Source organism: Microcystis wesenbergii NRERC-220 (genome assembly GCF_032027425.1).
GTDB lineage: Bacteria > Cyanobacteriota > Cyanobacteriia > Cyanobacteriales > Microcystaceae > Microcystis > Microcystis wesenbergii_A.
The window spans coordinates 3883120-3898988 of sequence record NZ_JAVSJA010000001.1 but is presented as its reverse complement, the minus strand read 5'-3'; the positions used below and the strand labels follow the sequence as shown (position 1 = coordinate 3898988).

Below are 15869 nucleotides of genomic sequence, written 5' to 3'. Positions count from 1 at the left end.
ATTAACTTTTTTAACAATTTATGTCATTAGGGACAAAATTTCTTTACCGACCGCTTGGTAACAAAGCCAACCGAAATTGGCCCGGGAGTCGGGATAATCTTTGACGATGACTCCTTTTTCGGCCGCTCGTTCAAAAGCAACTAAACGGGGAATTTCTCGCTTAAATACGGGTAATTTTGCTTCTTCTAGAGCTTTCCGCGCTTCTCGTCCTGTTTTTGTCCGTGAATCCACTTGGGTTAAAAGAACTCGATAATTATCGGTCATCGTGGACAGCAATTCTACCGCTTTAATCGCGACATCGATATCGAGATGATTGGGAGTGGTGGGTAGGATTAATAAATCGCTGCCCTGAGCTAAATCTTTTAACTCGTCTGGCTCTGGCCGGGCCTGGGTATCGACGATAATATGAGTGTATTGTTTCACCAGTCCCGTCGCTCCAGCTTGGGACGCTACCATAAAAGGAAGGGTATCTTCCCGGGACCAATGGAGAGCCGAACGATTTTTATCCGCATCGATCAATAAGGTGGGCGCTTTTTCTTGAAAATAGGCGGCCAGATGAATCGATGTGGTGGTTTTCCCGACCCCTCCCTTCAGTGCTACGACGGAAATAATCATGAACGGCTCGATCGAATAAGTGAGTATTTTCTAGTGTACTCCCAGACGGACTGAAAACCGTCTAAGTTTCCCCCCAGAAAGGCTATCTGTCGGGATTCTTGATTTTTGAGCGTGGCTCTCTCGAAATTATGGTGTAAAGTGTTTCTTAATGTTAGATTTTGGGCCGATGCCCTCCCGAGCGATCACTTTTTCCGCTCACCAAAAGTACGGGAGAGTCTTCAATGTTGAACCAATTCTTAGCAATAGCGATCGCTTTCATGATTGGGTTAACTGGGGAATTAGTCCTCTCTTTACCCGCTACTCGTTTATCCGATCGAGAAATCTCCCAACAATTACAGACTATCCCGGGCTGGCAGTTACGAGATCAACGGATTGAAAAAACTTTTAAATTTAACAATTTTATCGAAGCGATCGCTTTTGTTAATCGTTTAGTTACTCCGGCTGAATCCCTAGGCCATCATCCTGATATTACCATCAATTACAATCGCGTCACCCTTTCCCTAACTACCCATGACCTGGGAGGTTTAAGTAACTTAGATTTTGATTTAGCTCAACAAATCGATCGCCTGATTCCCTAGTTTTAAATCAGCTTTAACGCACACATCTATTATCTTGGCGAATATCCCAACTACCATCAACACGGAATAAAAATAAACAGCGTTTGTCGGGTGTACCGGGAGCAACTAAAGTAATTCTGCCTAACTGTCCCCAAGAACCGCCTAAACCCCCCCTTGTATCGGCCCAACTAGCGCGATAAATTGTACCTTGATTACCCGCCGGTCCACTAACTCGGCGTAGGGTAGAATTATTAGTATCGATGCTAACGCCGCGAGTGATGGGAGTCCAATCGGTGACATTTTCACACTCGTCCCCCTGCACTTTTGCCACTTTAATCTGTTCGGTTTCACTTTCTGCCATGCACAAAGATAGGGGATAAGAACCTTCTCCCATGGCTTGATAACGGGTATTTTTCCACTGTTGTGATATTTCAAATGTGGCGATATTTAAGCGAATCCAAGCCATTAAACGCTGATAAACAGAAAGGGCAATGGTTAAGAGAATTCCTAATAAAATTATGGTAACTAACATCTCTACTTGAGTTAAGCCAGAGGTGGATTTTTGCCGATCAAAAAGCTGTAAATTGCGAAAAGTATTGGAAGAAAGGTCGAAGACATTCATGAGCCTCATCTTGCCTTTTTATTTTCAATAAATTATGTAATTAACAAGGAGCAACAATTAATTTGCTCTAGGATAATCCACATAATTTCTTGCTGTTATTACGGACAAAATTGACGGTGATCGCTATTTTTTTCTGATACTGGCAAAAATGAGCTAAATACAAGCAATTTGCTAATTTTTTGGGTCAATTCAGTTTATTTGCTCTGTTTATATAGCAAAATGTCCCGCTAATGAATAAATCCCAATTGTCGTCTGGCCTCAAATAATCCGATCGCCACACTAACGGAAAGATTTAAACTTCTCACCCCCGGTTCTGCCATGGGAATATAAACCGTGTCATCGCACTTATTTAATAAATCTGCCGGAATACCGTCGGTTTCACTGCCAAAAAGTAGCCAATCTCCGCTTTGATAGCTGTATTCCACATAACTGCTGCTGCCGCGCACAGTAAACCCGATCGTCCGTCCCCCGCTCTTTTGTTGATATGCACAGAAATTATCAATTGTCAAGTGGTACATGAGTTTTACATAAGGCCAATAATCTAAGCCGGCGCGCTTCAGATAGCGATCGCTAATTTCAAAACCCAAGGGACCAACTAAATGCAATTCTGTCCTCGTTGCGGCGCAAGTACGGGCAATATTCCCCGTATTTGGCGGAATTTGCGGATTGATTAAAACCACTCGTAAAATCGGTTCAGTCATCATTTATCAGTCATCAGTCATCAGTTATCAGCTTCTGAAGGCAAGAGGCAACAGGCAAGAGGCAAAAGACAGAATCTGACAATTCTCCTACCTAAAAAGAAGGTTAGAAACTAAGCACATCAAAGCTTTTAGCTTAACCAATTAGGTCTTAGATTCGGTCGAGTGATCAGTCCACTGTTTACAGCAAAAAACTCCCCACCTCTCAATTTATAATTCATAATTTATAATTTATAATTCCCACTTCCCATCTCCCTTGGGTGAGGACTAACTATACTGGATTCTGCCCCACCCCAGTCAAACTTATTTTAAATTGGCATAACTATCCATACTCAACGGGACTAAATCGCCATGGATAGTCAAACCTAACAACATTGTTTCATTAGCGGGGATTAAATTACCTGTAAGAGCGCAAATCTCATTTTTTCTAGCTGTAGCGTTAAATACTGCCCTTATATCACCAGCACAAAACTGAGGTCGATAATCTCCTGATTTTTGCTGAACGAAATTCCATAAGACATCGCGAATGAGTGCTTGATAACCTTGATTGCCGGAAATCTCTTTCAGCTTGTCCTTGAGGACTCTTTCCAGACGAATGCTGGTGACTTCCATATCGGTGGTGGTGGTGCGTGTGATTGTCCGCATAATTTTTCTCTCCCGAATACTAAACCTATTGGTGTTACAAGTGTAGTATAAGAAAGATACCTTTAACAAGCACAACCGGCGAAACCGTGACCTCTGCTGCTCTTTTATTGTTACCTCTAAGGAGAAACCGCATCTAGTCAGAATCCTATTTTGCTGCTAGAAAAAACATTGCTTAACTCTGAAACGTGATTGCTATCTGAATCTTACCTGAAGGCATAACTTAATATAATAATTTCCTTCTTCCTGATATATAGTTCCATAATCATGTCTTGTTCTACTAGGTACATCCAGCTTAGTTTGAGTAAAAAGACAATCTTCAAAAGTTTTCCTATCTAACAAATAATAGGAAAGAACTTCACCATTTTTTGTGACCACTAAAAATCCATTAGGTGTATTATCTTTTTTCCAATCTTCCGAAGCTTTTAATCCTAAGGTTATATCAGTTAAAAAGTTTTTTATCTTTCTCTCATAAATTTCTCCGACATTTTGCAGTTCATAGCCACAGGGATTATCCATTGTCATTTTTTCGTGCAATTTTATTATACTTTTATTATTTTCACCACTATAAGCATTTAGCAGTAAGTTCGCCACAATAATTGGCATACTATCATCTATCAGGATGAGATTTCTATAAAAAGTGTTAGTAAACTCTCTGGTTTTTAACTCGTCAAATACTATTTGACACTGGCCTCTAATTGTTATTAAAATTTTTGTTGCTGATTTCAACTCTTTCAACTTTAGAATATCAAGATTATTATTGCTTTCAATCCTATAAATGAAAACCGTTCTTCTACCAGCATTAAAAATTGTTGGTGGTTGACCTAATTTAGATTTGATTGAGAAACTGAAATTGTCATGCTGATCTCTTTTTGTATCAATAATTCCAATTTATATATCTTTAACATTTCTTGAATCTTGTTTAATAGTTTGACAATTGATACTTTTGAGGAAATCTTCGATGGCTGGAATAGAAAAACTCCTTCCTTGACTATTTATAATAGCTTTAAATATGTCATTTGCTTTATCAATGAAATCCTGAACAGAAATTCTTTGATCGATGCAATTACTTCTTTTAATGACGATTTCAGAGAGATTTTTTTCTAATTGAAATTCTACTTTTTCTAGGTTCTCATAGTGAAAAATTCTGCTTATATAAAAGAAATCTGAAAGTTTTTGAAAACCCGCATCACCTTTATAAAGTTTTTTTGCCCCAACAAGTAAAATAATACATAAACTTCAGTCCATTCTCTCTTATTATAGCTGCGATAATTCATGGTGTTTTTTCAATTATGTGAATAACTCTAATTTTTTTCCTTGCCAGTCTGTAAATTTAACATTTACATTTGATTCCTTCGATAAATCTAAAGCTTTAATCACCTCTTTTGCCACTGCTTTTACCACGGGAATAGCCACAGAATTACCGAACTGTTTATAAGCTTGGACATCGCTAACAACAATCCGAAAACTATCGGGAAATCCCTGTAATCTTGCCCATTCTCTGGGGGTCATTCTGCGGACGAATAATTTATTTACCTCTCCCTTAATGCGAGTAACCGGAGTAAAATTAGTCAGTCTTTGATCGATAACTAAATTTCTTTCTTTTCCCATACCTCCCACTACAATAGCATTAGCGATACCATCGGGAGAAATAATCTCATAACCGAACCCATTACCTTTATTTTCGTGTCTGGCCCTGTGTTTAAACAAAGTTTCTAAATACTGATTAGAGAGATAATATTTAACGCTGACTTCCTTTTCTTCTAGGATATCTTTGAGACAAGTTTCTTGATGGGTTGGTTGGGGATAGGAAAAATGGTAAATATTTAAATCTTCTCGAAAACCGACGATAAAAATTCGGGGACGGTTTTGAGGAACCCCAAAATATCTGGCATTTAAAATCTGGGGACTAGGGACAAAATAATGGAAATCCTTTTCTAGTATATCTAAAATAGTTTTTAAAGTTTTCCCTCGATCGTGGTGAACTAAACCCTGGACATTTTCTAAGATAAAAGCTTTCGGTTTCTTTTCGTGTAAGATCCGGGCAACTTCAAAAAATAAGGTTCCGCGTGCATCTTCAAAACCGTGTTTTCTGCCGGCGATACTAAACGCTTGACAGGGAAACCCGCCGCATAGTATATCATGATCGGGGACAGTTTTTACCTCTAATTTTCTGATGTCTTGATTATCGGGTAAATGACCATAGTTAGCCAAGTAAACCTTTTGGGAGTGAGGATCGATTTCCGAAGAAAAAACGCATTGACAACCGAGATTTTCTAGGGCGATTCTAAATCCTCCTATACCGGCAAATAAATCAATAAAAGTCCACATATTTTCTCTATTCTAAGCTTCCGTTTTGAGCCCTGAGACGATAAGTACCTAAGCAAAATTAATTACACATCTAAGCCACTACTCCGTCAGACTTCTGGTGTGAGGAAACAGTGAACTAAAAACTCAAATCTGATCCCGTCTCCTGTCTCCCGTCTCCTGTCTCCTGTCTCCTGTCTCCGTTCGGACCTCGGCGTGAGCTTTTGTCGAACGCAAAAGCTCACGGCCGAAGCCTGTCTCCTGTCTCGACTGGGAAATTAATTTTGCACGACTACTTATCTTAGATTTTAGTATAAATGCTCGAATCTTTCTGGCCATCTCCCCCCGCAACACCAGGGAAGTGGTCTTCCCTGTCCGGGTAATTTTTTTCTCCCCAATACTAAACGGATTGGTGTTACAAGTGTAGTATAAGAAAGATACCTTTAACAAGCACAACCTAGAAACGGTTTTAGGGTTACTGAGTTTAGAAGTATTAGGAATAGGTGCAGCCTTAAACTGAAAACTGTAACCCCTAAATTATCATCTGCAAAAGTTCCCTGACTTCGTTGTCCATTTAAAGTCAGGGATTAAGGGTTTGCTTGACCCAAATTCGGAATTGTTTTAATACTAAAGCGACCATTACTGGTAGATTTAAAAGCCTATTTCTCATTAATTTCTCATGATTTCCCTGGAGATATTTTAAGGAAGCAAATAAAGTGGGTGTTAAGTATTGAGTTAATTCTTCTACCATTTGAGGAATTGCCAAGGCGGGGGACTGACATTGAGAGCGTAAGTCCAGATTCCTCTCTTTTTTCGGTCGTTGCTTAGAGTGCGTTTTCCCTGACTCACCTGACAGGGGGACAAGCCAGCTGAAAAGCTTATGTAGCATAAAATACAGACACAGACTCCCAAAAAAGATCAGTCATATTTACCATATATGACCTAAATAACGAAAATGATAAGTGAACTATACCAGAAAGTGTTAGAAAATGAACTGGGACGAGCCAGATATCTACTGTTGTTAATGATAGTTGGAACCTGGCAAATACTAAAGCAAGCTAAGTTAGAGATATTAGCTGAAGCCTTACCAATACCGATCCTGTTTGAGAGTCGGAGAAAAAAACTAAAAAGATTTTTAAAGCTGGAAATTCTGAATATTGAAAAAATCTGGTTTCTCTGCCTAAAAGAGATGTTAAAACAGCAGCAGAGATTCACAACAAAAGGATTAGCGTATATTGCTATAGACCGGACAAGTTGGGGAGCAATAAATATCTTGATGGTGAGTCTAATTTATGACAAGAGAGCCATCCCAATCTATGGGGAGATATTGGATAAAAAAGGAAGTAGTAATCTCGAATAACAGCAGCGAGTATTGGGGAAAATATTGACGGTGCTATCAGGTCATAAAATCGTGGTGTTAGGAGATAGAGAATTTTGCTCGGTCAGTCTTGGAAAGTGGCTTCAGAAGCAGAGTTTATACTTTTGCTTAAGACAAAAAAAAAGTACAAATGTCAAGACAAAAGAAGGAATTTATCAAGAAATGAGAGCCTTAGGTTTAAGTCCAGGAACTCAACTATTTTTAAATGATGTTAATCTTACCTCAAGGGGTGACAGAAAGGTTAAAGAGCTTGCTTGATAAGGCTCATAGCCGTTAACCCTTTGGAGAAATAAGGGTTTTTCTGGGGTTTGAGGCGTATCAAAGAAAGGGCAAGTTCCGAAAAAATATCCATCGACTCAACCCAAAAAGTACCATAAGTCCCTATCCAAAAATCACTATGTCTTTCAGCAGAACGATTAGATTCTTTGAGGCGACAAATATAAACACGGTGGGGTAAAATATTGAGTTGTTGACCCCGTATTGTATTTAAAGAATAGGCGATAGCAATTAATAAAACAAGAGCTAAAAAACGCGGTTCGCTAACTTTAGTTTTCTCGATATTATAACCTCCCGTTTTACAATCTTTGAACATTGCTTCAATGCCAAAACGAGATTCATATAAATTTAAAGTCTCATCCAAAGAGTCAAGATTAGTAAGAAGATACCAAGGAGCTTCGGCTTGTTTACTACGGTAGCGTCTTTTCCAGCGAGTGGCCAAATTAAAAGGGCCAAGTTTATGAGCAGATGTATGATAAATATCCGAAAAAAAATGCTGAGTCCCCGGTTGAATATCTAGAGCTTTTAGAGGTTGATAGTTTTCTTCACCTGATAATAGCAAAGATGTTCCCTTCTTTTGTCTCAGAATAAAGGCTATCCCCTTTTCGTCTAGCCACTTTCCTAGTTGAACACTGTGAAATTCTCGGTCGCCTATCACGACAACTGGGTAGGATTTCAAAAATTTTAATACCGGCTTGAGAAAGTTTTTTTGGTTCCCTAAATTACTGCTTCCTTGTTTATCTAACAATATCCAGTACACAGGTAACGCCCTTTTTCCACAAATAACACTAGCTACAAACAAATTTCTTCCTTTCCAATCTGTTCGGTCAATTACCAATAATAGATGTCCCAGATGCTTAAGTTTTTTCAGTTTTCTTCTTTGATGTCGATTTTTATTTTTTTCGCTAAACTCTTGCTTAATAATGTGTTTAATTAGCGGAAACCATAACAATTTTACACTTAATTGCGGTAACTTGAGAAACCTTTGTAAATTTCTTCTTCTGCTTTCAAAGGTAATTGGTTGGGGAAATAAGGCGGCCAATCTCTCCAATTGTACTGTTCTATGGCTTTGTAGGAGCAGTATAAGAATTTGTAGAGTCAGATATTGTGCTTGTGTCAAGCTGGCTTGTAAACAGGCCTGATAGAATGATGGTAACATATTGAAATTTTGGGTGGTTGTCTCAACCACTCTATTTCTTTTGGGTTCATTTGGCTAGAGTCTTTATCTTGATTACCTTTGAACCCCTTTGTCACCCCTTGAGTAATCTTACAAAAGAGAAGGGATTTGGCGAGTTTAACTTAGCGGGTAAGTGGAAAAAAACTTATCGGGGTTTTCCAACAAAAGAGCCTTGGTATATTCTGACTAACTTTGGAGATTTAGAGACGGCAATAATGGCCTATCAAAAAAGATTTGATATTGAGGAGATGTTCCGAGATTTTAAGTCGGGAGGCTATAGCTTAGAAGGTTCTCAATTAGCACCGAAATACCTATCAAAGCTGATAATTGTTATAGCTATCGCCTATACAAGTGCCACACTACAAGGTAAAAAAATTAAGGATATGGGAATCCAAAAATATGTTACAAGACCTGAAAAAAGATATAAAGGTCAACGCAGACACAGCAGTTTTTATGTGGGTCAACATCTCTATCATTGGCTCCAGCTACATCAAATGTTCCCAAAAAATATAGAAGAGCTAATGCAAATTAGCCGCTATCGGTTGAAGGATTACATCAAAGGACAAAGAGCGATAGCGCTTGCCCTATCTACCTTCTAGCTCGCTTGTCCCCCTCTCAGCCGCCAAATACACCTGTTCAAATTTCTCTAACAAGGTCTCAAACGCTCTTCTATTGAGTCCTGTGGTCGCTCTCAAGAGTCTATCTTGATGCAATATTCGGCCAATGTTCAGCATTCAAGGGGATATCCAATCATTGTTTCTTCCCCATTATGCCACTATTACGCAACAAGTCTATTAAGCTTCTTGCTTAAGTTGACACCAATGGCAAGCATTGCGCCCCTACAAAATCGACCCGCCTTTGGGCGGGAAAGAAAGGGAAAGAGAAAAAATAGGGAATGAGGGAAAAAAGGGAAAAAAGGGGAAAAGGGTTACAGAGTCCTCCCAGCACCACACACCACCCGAAAACCGCAGCTGAAGCTGATGTAGTCGCGGCGGAAGTAGAAGTTGCGGCAAGCGGAACGGCAGAGAAATGGAAAGTAGAACCAAGAACCGCCCCGCAATGGAGAACGATTATCATTACCATTTTCTCTCCAGACACTTCCGTCCGTCGGCGCACCATCATAATTATCGTGCCAGGTATCGGCGCACCACTCCCAGACATTGCCGTGCATATCGTACAGTCCGAAGGCATTGGGAGGGAACTGTCCCACGGGAGTTGTTTCTTTTCGATATTTTCCCTTCGCTTCCCCGGCGTAGGTATTACTGGCAATGTAGTTAGCCAATTCCCCGGTAATGGTTTCCCCAAAGTAGAACGGGGTGGTCGTCCTGGCACGACAAGCGTACTCCCATTCCGCCTCACTAGGGAGTCGGTATTCCCGAACCGTCAACTTCGATAATCTCACGCAGAACTCGACGGCATCGTACCAGTTGACTTGTTCGACGGGACGGCGATCGCTGTCGGGACGGTCTTTGAAGTGGGCTGGGTTGAGGTCAAGGTCTTTTTCTACTTTTAAATCCGTGCGTTCGGCGATCGCTCTCCACTGGGACTGGGTGATGGGATATTTACCCATGGCAAAGGGGGGGACAGTAACCTCATGTTGAGGGCGTTCATCCTCATAACTATCTTTCTCATTTGTTGACGAACCCATCAGGAAAGTCCCACCGGGGATGGCGACCATCTCTAGAGTGATGCCGTTGCCCAAATCTTGGGTGAAATATGAGGCTTCAGCCTTTTCTCGTTCGAATTCCTGACCTTTGGCATTTACTTTTACCAGATCAAATGTCATTGTGTTGATTTCCCCCAAATATTATCTCATTTGCCTTTAACCAAACTTTCTAACTCTACTATCTTTCTCTCGACCTCCGCTATCCCTCTACCAACACCCTCGACGTACTGGTTGAGTTCGGCGAGGAGGGGTGGGGGAATTCGGACGGCGATTTGTGGTTTGCCCATAACAATTACATTTCTTCTGCCGCCATGCTACTAAACGCATAGCCAAATATTACCCTTCCAGTCATTTTTCTTAACGAACGACCGAACAGCGAACTGCTTTCGAGTAGCATCTCGCTAGAAGTAGTACACGACAAAGGTTACAGTTTAGCTCTCTTGGATATTGGCTAAAAAATGTTCACTCTGTCAGATTTTGGGCTCAAGGCTTCATTGGTGTTAACTTAACGGTTGGGATTCCCCGCTTTTTTAATTGGTAACAATAAACCTCTCGCACAATTAATTTTTGAGGATTCAAAAACGTCAAAAAGGAGGACTAACTGGCATAAAATCTCTAAATAAACCATTTAATTGATTATTACTCATTCTTAATTCTCCTATCTCCTGTCTCGGATTCTCCTATCTCCGTTCGGACCTCGGCGTGAGCTTTTGTCGAACGCAAAAGCTCACGGCCGAAGCCTGTCTCCTATCTCCTCACCAACCACGATAATTTGGGATTTTTACAGCAGGTCCACTTTCTCACTTTCCCCACCCGTGACCTTTTTCCGTTAGATTATAAATGGATACAAAACTTAACATTTTATCCAGAATCTACCGAGAGGGCAGACCGTGCGGCCAGATACCCTAGAAAATAACCAGCATTCAGCCGATAATTCGCTAGTTCCCGAAGAAATCGCATTTAAACCCGAAATTGAGCCAGAGGAAACCGAATACTCGCCAAAACCGACAAAAACCAACTCTTGGCTATCGGGAGGAAAGGGTCTATTTATCGGTGTGGGATTGGGGGTTTTATTGACCCTAGGGGCGACTCGTTTCGCTGATCGACCCCAAACAGCCCAAAACCCCAATACTCAGCCCGTAGCGGCAAAAAATGAAGCACCAGCACAAACAGTAACCACCACTAGGGTGGAATCCACTGCCGTGGCCCGCACCCTGAAAGCGACTGGAAGCGTGGCAGCCGATGAATTAATCCCGATTCTTTCCCAAGCGACGGGACTACAAATCAAAGAAATCTTTGTCGATGAGGGTGATATCGTTAGTCAAGGTCAAATTTTGGCTCGTCTCGATGATACCGTCCTACAAGCGCAATTAACCCAAGCACAGGCCAATGTCGCCCAATCGCGAGCGCGTTTGGCAGAATTGCAAGCGGGTAGCCGTAAAGAGGAGATCGCTAGAGCTAAACAAACTATTCAACGCATAAAGGCTGAAATTAGTCAAGCTCAATCGGATTGGGATTTGGCTAAAAAACGCGTCCAGAGAAACCAAAGTTTAGAAGCGGAAGGAGCGATCGCCCGGGATCGTCTCGATGAAGTCCTCAATGAAGAAAGAAAGCAAGCGGCGATCGTACAACAGACCCAATCTCGTTTAGGAGAAGCAGAGCAGCAACTGGCACAATTGCAAGCGGGCAATCGTCCCGAAGTGATCGCCCAAGCTACAGCCCAATTAGCGGAAGCTCAAAGCCGTTTAGCCATTGTTAAAGCCCAATTAAACGAGACGCGCCTGATTTCTCCGGTTAGTGGCAAAATTGCCGAAAGAAATGCTCGCATCGGGGATACCACCAACGGTCAAAATGCTCTCTTTAAAATCATCGAAAATGGGCGTTTAGAGCTAAGATTGCGGGTTCCTGAGAATCAATTGCCCTTAATCCGCGTCGGAGCGCCCGTTACTATCACTTCCGATGCTAATAGCAGTTTAAAATTATCGGGACAGGTACGCGAAATTAATCCCATCGTCGATGAGGCATCCCGTCAGGCAACGGTTAAAGTCGATTTAACCGACAATACAGGATTAAAACCGGGGATGTTTTTACGAGGTGCGATCGTGACGAATACTAGCAATAGTTTAACCGTCCCCATGACCGCAGTTTTACCCCAAAAAGATAATCAAGCTCTAGTTTATTTAGTCGGACCTGATAACACCGTTACCGCCAAAACTGTGCAATTAGGTCAAATTATGCCGAATAATCGCGTGGAAATTCTCACCGGTTTACAAGCTGGCGATCGCATTGTGGTCAAAGGGGCAGCCTATCTCGGTGATGGCGACAAAATTACAGCAATCAGTGATCAGTGATCAGTAATCAGTGATCAGTAAACAGTAATCAGTAATCAGTGATCGGTAGCGGGGCAAACGGATGGAGAGTAAAGTTTATGATAAAGCTTATAAATTTGCCATTAGGATTGTTAAAGGCTATAAATATTTGTGTGAGAATAAACAAGAATATGTTTTGTCAAAACAGCTATTAAGGAGTGGCACTTCAATCGGGGCTAACATTGCCGAGGCTAATGGAGCTATTTCTCAAGCTGATTTTCGAGCTAAAATGTCAATAGCTTATAAGGAATGTCTAGAAACAAAGTATTGGCTGTCTCTATTGAAAGACACGAATTACATAGAGGAAAGAGCCTTTCAAAGTATCAATGATGATGCGGAGGAAATTGGTAAAATGCTTTGGGCTATTCTAAAAACCTGCCAAGAAAATACCAAAAACCAAAAACCAAAAACTGATAACTGATAACTTACCCACTGATAACTGATAACTGATAACTGATAACTGAAATTATGGCTTTTAATATTTCTAATTGGTCTATCAAAAACCCCATTCCGACGATCCTGATCTCCCTGGTTATGGCCCTAATGGGATACATTGCCTTTCTCGGATTAGGGATCGATCGCTCTCCTAATATTGACATTCCGGCCGTGATTATCACCGTTAATCAACCCGGCGCAGGTCCTGAGGAATTGGAAACCCAAGTCACCAAAAAAGTCGAGGATGCGGTGGCTGCTTTGGGTAATATCGATCAAATTACTTCTACCATCAACGAAGGCAGCAGCACCACCACCGTTAACTTTATCCTTGGCACTAACAGCGATCGCGCTACCAATGATGTGCGTAATGCCATAGCGCAAATTCGGCAGGATTTGCCCCAAGATACTAATGATCCAATTGTCCAACGTTTAGAATTTGCCGGGGGTGCGGTGATGAACTATACCATCTCCTCCCCGAAAAGATCGATCGCCGAATTAAGTGATCTAGTTGATCGTCAAATCGGCCGCGCTTTAACGGGAGTGCCGGGAGTAGCACGAGTCGATCGCGTTGGGGGAGTCGATCGAGAAGTGCGTGTAGATTTAGATCCCGGTCGTCTGATCGCCTACGGTATCACGGCCACGGCGGTTAATGACCAAATTCGTAGTTTTAATATTAATTTACCCGGAGGGCGCTCGGAAATCGGTGGCAGTGAACAAACTGTCCGCACCCTCGGCAGCGCTGAAACCATCGAAGATTTAAGAAATTATCAAATCTCTTTACCTAACGGTGATACAGTCCCCTTGAGCAATTTAGGGACAGTTAGTGATAGTAACAGCGATCCCCGACAAATGGCCCTCTTAGATGGGCAGCCAGTGGTGGGTTTTTCGATTCTAAGGGGGACTGGCAGCACCTTGGTGACGGTAGAAACAGCAGTGCGCCAAGAAATCGAGAATTTAAAGAAAAAACTGCCCGAAGATATTAAATTTCAATTAATTTTTACCCGTGCCGACTCAATTCGTGCTAGTTACGAAAGCCTTCTTAGCGATCTCCTGATTGGTTGTATGATGACGGTGATCACGGTGGGTCTATTTTTACGCAATTGGCGCGCCACGATTATCACGGGTTTGGCCCTGCCTTTGTCGATTTTCCCGACTTTTTGGGTGATGCAGTCCCTAAATTATACCCTTAACGGCATGACCCTACTGGCCTTAGCTTTAGCTTTGGGTAATCTGGTCGATGATGCGGTGTGTATGGTGGAGGACATCGATCAACATTTAGCTATGGGTAAAAAACCCCTGCAAGCGGCTTTTGATGCCTCAAAAGAGATTGGATTAGCCGTTTTAGCCAGTGCGGCGGCAATTATGGCGGTATTCCTGCCGGTTGCTTTTATGGGCGGTGTGCCGGGCCAATTCTTTCAACCTTTCGGCGTTACGGTGGCGGTTTCTACCCTATTTTCTAGTTTGATCGCTGTCACCGTCACCCCGATGTTAAGTGCCTATATTCTACAGCCGAAAAAGCTCAAAACCGGTGATAATAATCCCTCCTCGCGCCCCCGTTTTCGTCCCTACAAAAGTTTGTTAACTTGGGCTTTACGTCATCGAATCCTGACTTTATTGGCGGCTTTGGCCTTTTTTATCGGTAGTTTACAGTTAGTTCCTTTGATTCCAAAAGGATTATTTAGTTCTGGGGATACTGGATTAAGTACCATCAGCCTAGAATTGCCTCCCGGTGCGACTTTGAATGATACTGTTGCCGTGGCCAATCAGGTGAATAGTTTACTGCAAAAAAATCCCGCCGTCGCTAATGTTTTGGCTATTCCGGGAGATTCGGGACGGGTAAATACGGGGTTAATATATGTTAATTTAGTTCCTAAGGAACAGCGATCGCTAACTCAACGGCAATTTGAGGAACAAACCCGTCGGGATTTCCAGAAGATACCGGGGGCTAGAGTGACTTTTCGAGCGCAGGGGGGAGCAGGAAGCACTAAGGATGTCGCTATTATTTTAAAAAGTGAAAATGGCGATATTTTAACCCAAACTGCCCAAAAATTAGAGCGAGAAATGCGTGCTTTACCCGGTTTTGTCGAGGTAAGTTCCGGGGTAAGTTTAGTTAAACCGGAGATCATTATTCAACCGGATCCTGTCCGGGCTGCCGATCAGGGAGTCTCGGTCAGAGCGATCGCCCGTACTGCATCTTTAGCTTTAATCGGCGATAATGAGTTTAATTTAGCTAAATTTAACCTTGCTGACCGACAAATTCCCATCCGGGTAAAAATTGCCAACGATGGACGCAGTGAGATAGAAACTCTGCAAAATTTGCGCGTTCCTAGCAGTAATGGGACGTTAGTACCGCTTAACTCGGTGGCGACAATTAGCTTAGGTAGTGGACCTGCGGAAATTCAACGCTTTAACCGTCAACGTCAGGTTAATATTGGAGCTAATTTAGAGGGAGTTTCTTTGGGAAGTGCGGTGACACAAATTCGCGCTTTACCAATCATGAAAAACTTACCCCCAGAGGTGACAGAAGAACCCTTTGGTGATGCTCGCATTATGCGCGATATCTTTGCTCGTTTTTTGGGGGCGTTAAGTTTAGCAATTATTTCGATCTATGGGATTCTGGTGTTGTTGTATAACAATTTCCTCTATCCCCTAGCGATTTTAAGTTCCCTTCCTTTATCGATTGGTGGTACTTTAATCGCTCTTTTAATTACCCAAAAAGAGTTAGGTTTATACGCTTTAATTGGCATAGTTTTACTGATGGGATTAGTCACTAAAAATGCGATTCTGTTAGTAGATTTTGCCCTGAGTGGCATTGAGTCAGGGAAACCGCAATTTAAGGCGATGATTGATTCGGGAGTCTCTCGTTTACGACCAATTATTATGACCTCCGTTTCCACAGTTGCCGGGATGTTACCGATTGCTTTAGCTTTAGGTGCAGATGGTGAAATTCGCGCACCGATGGCGATTGCCGTTATTGGTGGTTTTACCACTTCCACCCTATTAACTTTGGTGGTTGTGCCGGTAATCTTTACTTATATCGATAGTTTTTACTATTGGTTCCGGGGATTATTTGTTAAACAAAAACCCAAGTCGATTTGGTAGTAATAACGCACAGAAAACGGGTTTC

At 41.8% G+C, this 15869-nt stretch carries 15 protein-coding genes and 2 pseudogenes; 7 read left to right on the top strand and 10 right to left on the bottom strand.

The annotated features are described in order from the left end of the window. Nucleotides 1-18: 18 nt before the first annotated feature. Nucleotides 19-615 (bottom strand): nucleotide-binding protein, encoded by a 597-nt coding sequence (locus RAM70_RS18950; protein ID WP_045359064.1) that lies wholly within the window; start codon nt 613-615, stop codon nt 19-21. A 221-nt stretch (nt 616-836) separates the two neighbouring features. Here RAM70_RS18950 and RAM70_RS18945 point away from each other — a divergent pair, with 221 nt between their 5' ends. Beyond that, nucleotides 837-1193 carry a 4a-hydroxytetrahydrobiopterin dehydratase gene (locus RAM70_RS18945; protein ID WP_045359062.1) on the top strand — a complete coding sequence of 119 codons (357 nt, stop codon included), beginning with the start codon at nt 837-839 and terminating at the stop codon, nt 1191-1193. A 13-nt stretch (nt 1194-1206) separates the two neighbouring features. On the opposite strand, the gene RAM70_RS18940 is transcribed toward RAM70_RS18945, so the two are convergent. From RAM70_RS18940 to RAM70_RS18915, 6 genes and pseudogenes are all read right to left on the bottom strand, one after another. Further along, nucleotides 1207-1794 carry a prepilin-type cleavage/methylation domain-containing protein gene (locus tag RAM70_RS18940; RefSeq protein ID WP_287999392.1) on the bottom strand — a complete coding sequence of 196 codons (588 nt, stop codon included), beginning with the start codon at nt 1792-1794 and terminating at the stop codon, nt 1207-1209. Between the two features lie 227 nt (nt 1795-2021). Further along, nucleotides 2022-2495, bottom strand: coding sequence for a tRNA (cytidine(34)-2'-O)-methyltransferase (locus RAM70_RS18935; protein WP_080754282.1), 474 nt, complete (start codon nt 2493-2495; stop codon nt 2022-2024). Nucleotides 2496-2795: 300 nt separating this feature from the next. Further along, entirely contained in the window at nt 2796-3137 is a 342-nt protein-coding gene (locus tag RAM70_RS18930) for a hypothetical protein (RefSeq protein ID WP_045359060.1), read from the bottom strand. Nucleotides 3138-3329: 192 nt separating this feature from the next. Next, nucleotides 3330-4361 (bottom strand): annotated as a pseudogene (locus RAM70_RS18925) (HpaII family restriction endonuclease). A 63-nt stretch (nt 4362-4424) separates the two neighbouring features. Further along, nucleotides 4425-5465: a DNA cytosine methyltransferase gene (locus RAM70_RS18920; protein WP_312675105.1), complete on the bottom strand. Its 1041-nt coding sequence runs from the start codon at nt 5463-5465 to the stop codon at nt 4425-4427. A gap of 556 nt (nt 5466-6021) precedes the next feature. Beyond that, on the bottom strand, nt 6022-6192 hold the full coding sequence (locus RAM70_RS18915; protein ID WP_312675103.1) for a hypothetical protein: 171 nt from the start codon (nt 6190-6192) through the stop codon (nt 6022-6024). A gap of 228 nt (nt 6193-6420) precedes the next feature. Between RAM70_RS18915 and RAM70_RS18910 the strand changes: the two genes are divergently transcribed. Both RAM70_RS18910 and RAM70_RS18905 read left to right on the top strand, forming a co-directional pair. Beyond that, nucleotides 6421-6801 carry a hypothetical protein gene (locus RAM70_RS18910; RefSeq protein WP_312675102.1) on the top strand — a complete coding sequence of 127 codons (381 nt, stop codon included), beginning with the start codon at nt 6421-6423 and terminating at the stop codon, nt 6799-6801. 30 nt (nt 6802-6831) lie between these two features. After that, nucleotides 6832-7077 carry a hypothetical protein gene (locus tag RAM70_RS18905; RefSeq protein WP_312675100.1) on the top strand — a complete coding sequence of 82 codons (246 nt, stop codon included), beginning with the start codon at nt 6832-6834 and terminating at the stop codon, nt 7075-7077. Here the strand turns inward: RAM70_RS18905 and RAM70_RS18900 are convergent. Then, nucleotides 7061-8254, bottom strand: coding sequence for an IS4 family transposase (locus tag RAM70_RS18900; protein WP_045356150.1), 1194 nt, complete (start codon nt 8252-8254; stop codon nt 7061-7063). The two genes, RAM70_RS18905 and RAM70_RS18900, sit on opposite strands and share 17 nt — an antisense overlap. Before the next feature lie 98 nt (nt 8255-8352). On the opposite strand from RAM70_RS18900, the gene RAM70_RS18895 reads away from it, so the two are divergent. Beyond that, nucleotides 8353-8871 carry a hypothetical protein gene (locus RAM70_RS18895; RefSeq protein ID WP_312675098.1) on the top strand — a complete coding sequence of 173 codons (519 nt, stop codon included), beginning with the start codon at nt 8353-8355 and terminating at the stop codon, nt 8869-8871. A 329-nt stretch (nt 8872-9200) separates the two neighbouring features. On the opposite strand, the pseudogene RAM70_RS18890 reads toward RAM70_RS18895, so the two are convergent. Further along, nucleotides 9201-10046: pseudogene (locus RAM70_RS18890) on the bottom strand (formylglycine-generating enzyme family protein); the annotation flags it as partial. Nucleotides 10047-10084: 38 nt separating this feature from the next. Next, on the bottom strand, nt 10085-10225 hold the full coding sequence (locus RAM70_RS18885) for a hypothetical protein (protein ID WP_312675096.1): 141 nt from the start codon (nt 10223-10225) through the stop codon (nt 10085-10087). Nucleotides 10226-10828: 603 nt separating this feature from the next. Between RAM70_RS18885 and RAM70_RS18880 the strand changes: the two genes are divergently transcribed. The 3 genes from RAM70_RS18880 to RAM70_RS18870 all read left to right on the top strand — a co-directional run bounded on the left by RAM70_RS18880 (nt 10829) and on the right by RAM70_RS18870 (nt 15844). Beyond that, on the top strand, nt 10829-12289 hold the full coding sequence (locus RAM70_RS18880) for an efflux RND transporter periplasmic adaptor subunit (RefSeq protein WP_312675095.1): 1461 nt from the start codon (nt 10829-10831) through the stop codon (nt 12287-12289). 61 nt (nt 12290-12350) lie between these two features. Further along, nucleotides 12351-12728: a four helix bundle protein gene (locus RAM70_RS18875; RefSeq protein ID WP_151694498.1), complete on the top strand. Its 378-nt coding sequence runs from the start codon at nt 12351-12353 to the stop codon at nt 12726-12728. 47 nt (nt 12729-12775) lie between these two features. Beyond that, complete coding sequence (locus RAM70_RS18870) at nt 12776-15844, top strand: efflux RND transporter permease subunit (protein WP_312675094.1); 3069 nt, start codon at nt 12776-12778, stop codon at nt 15842-15844. Nucleotides 15845-15869 lie beyond the last annotated feature (25 nt).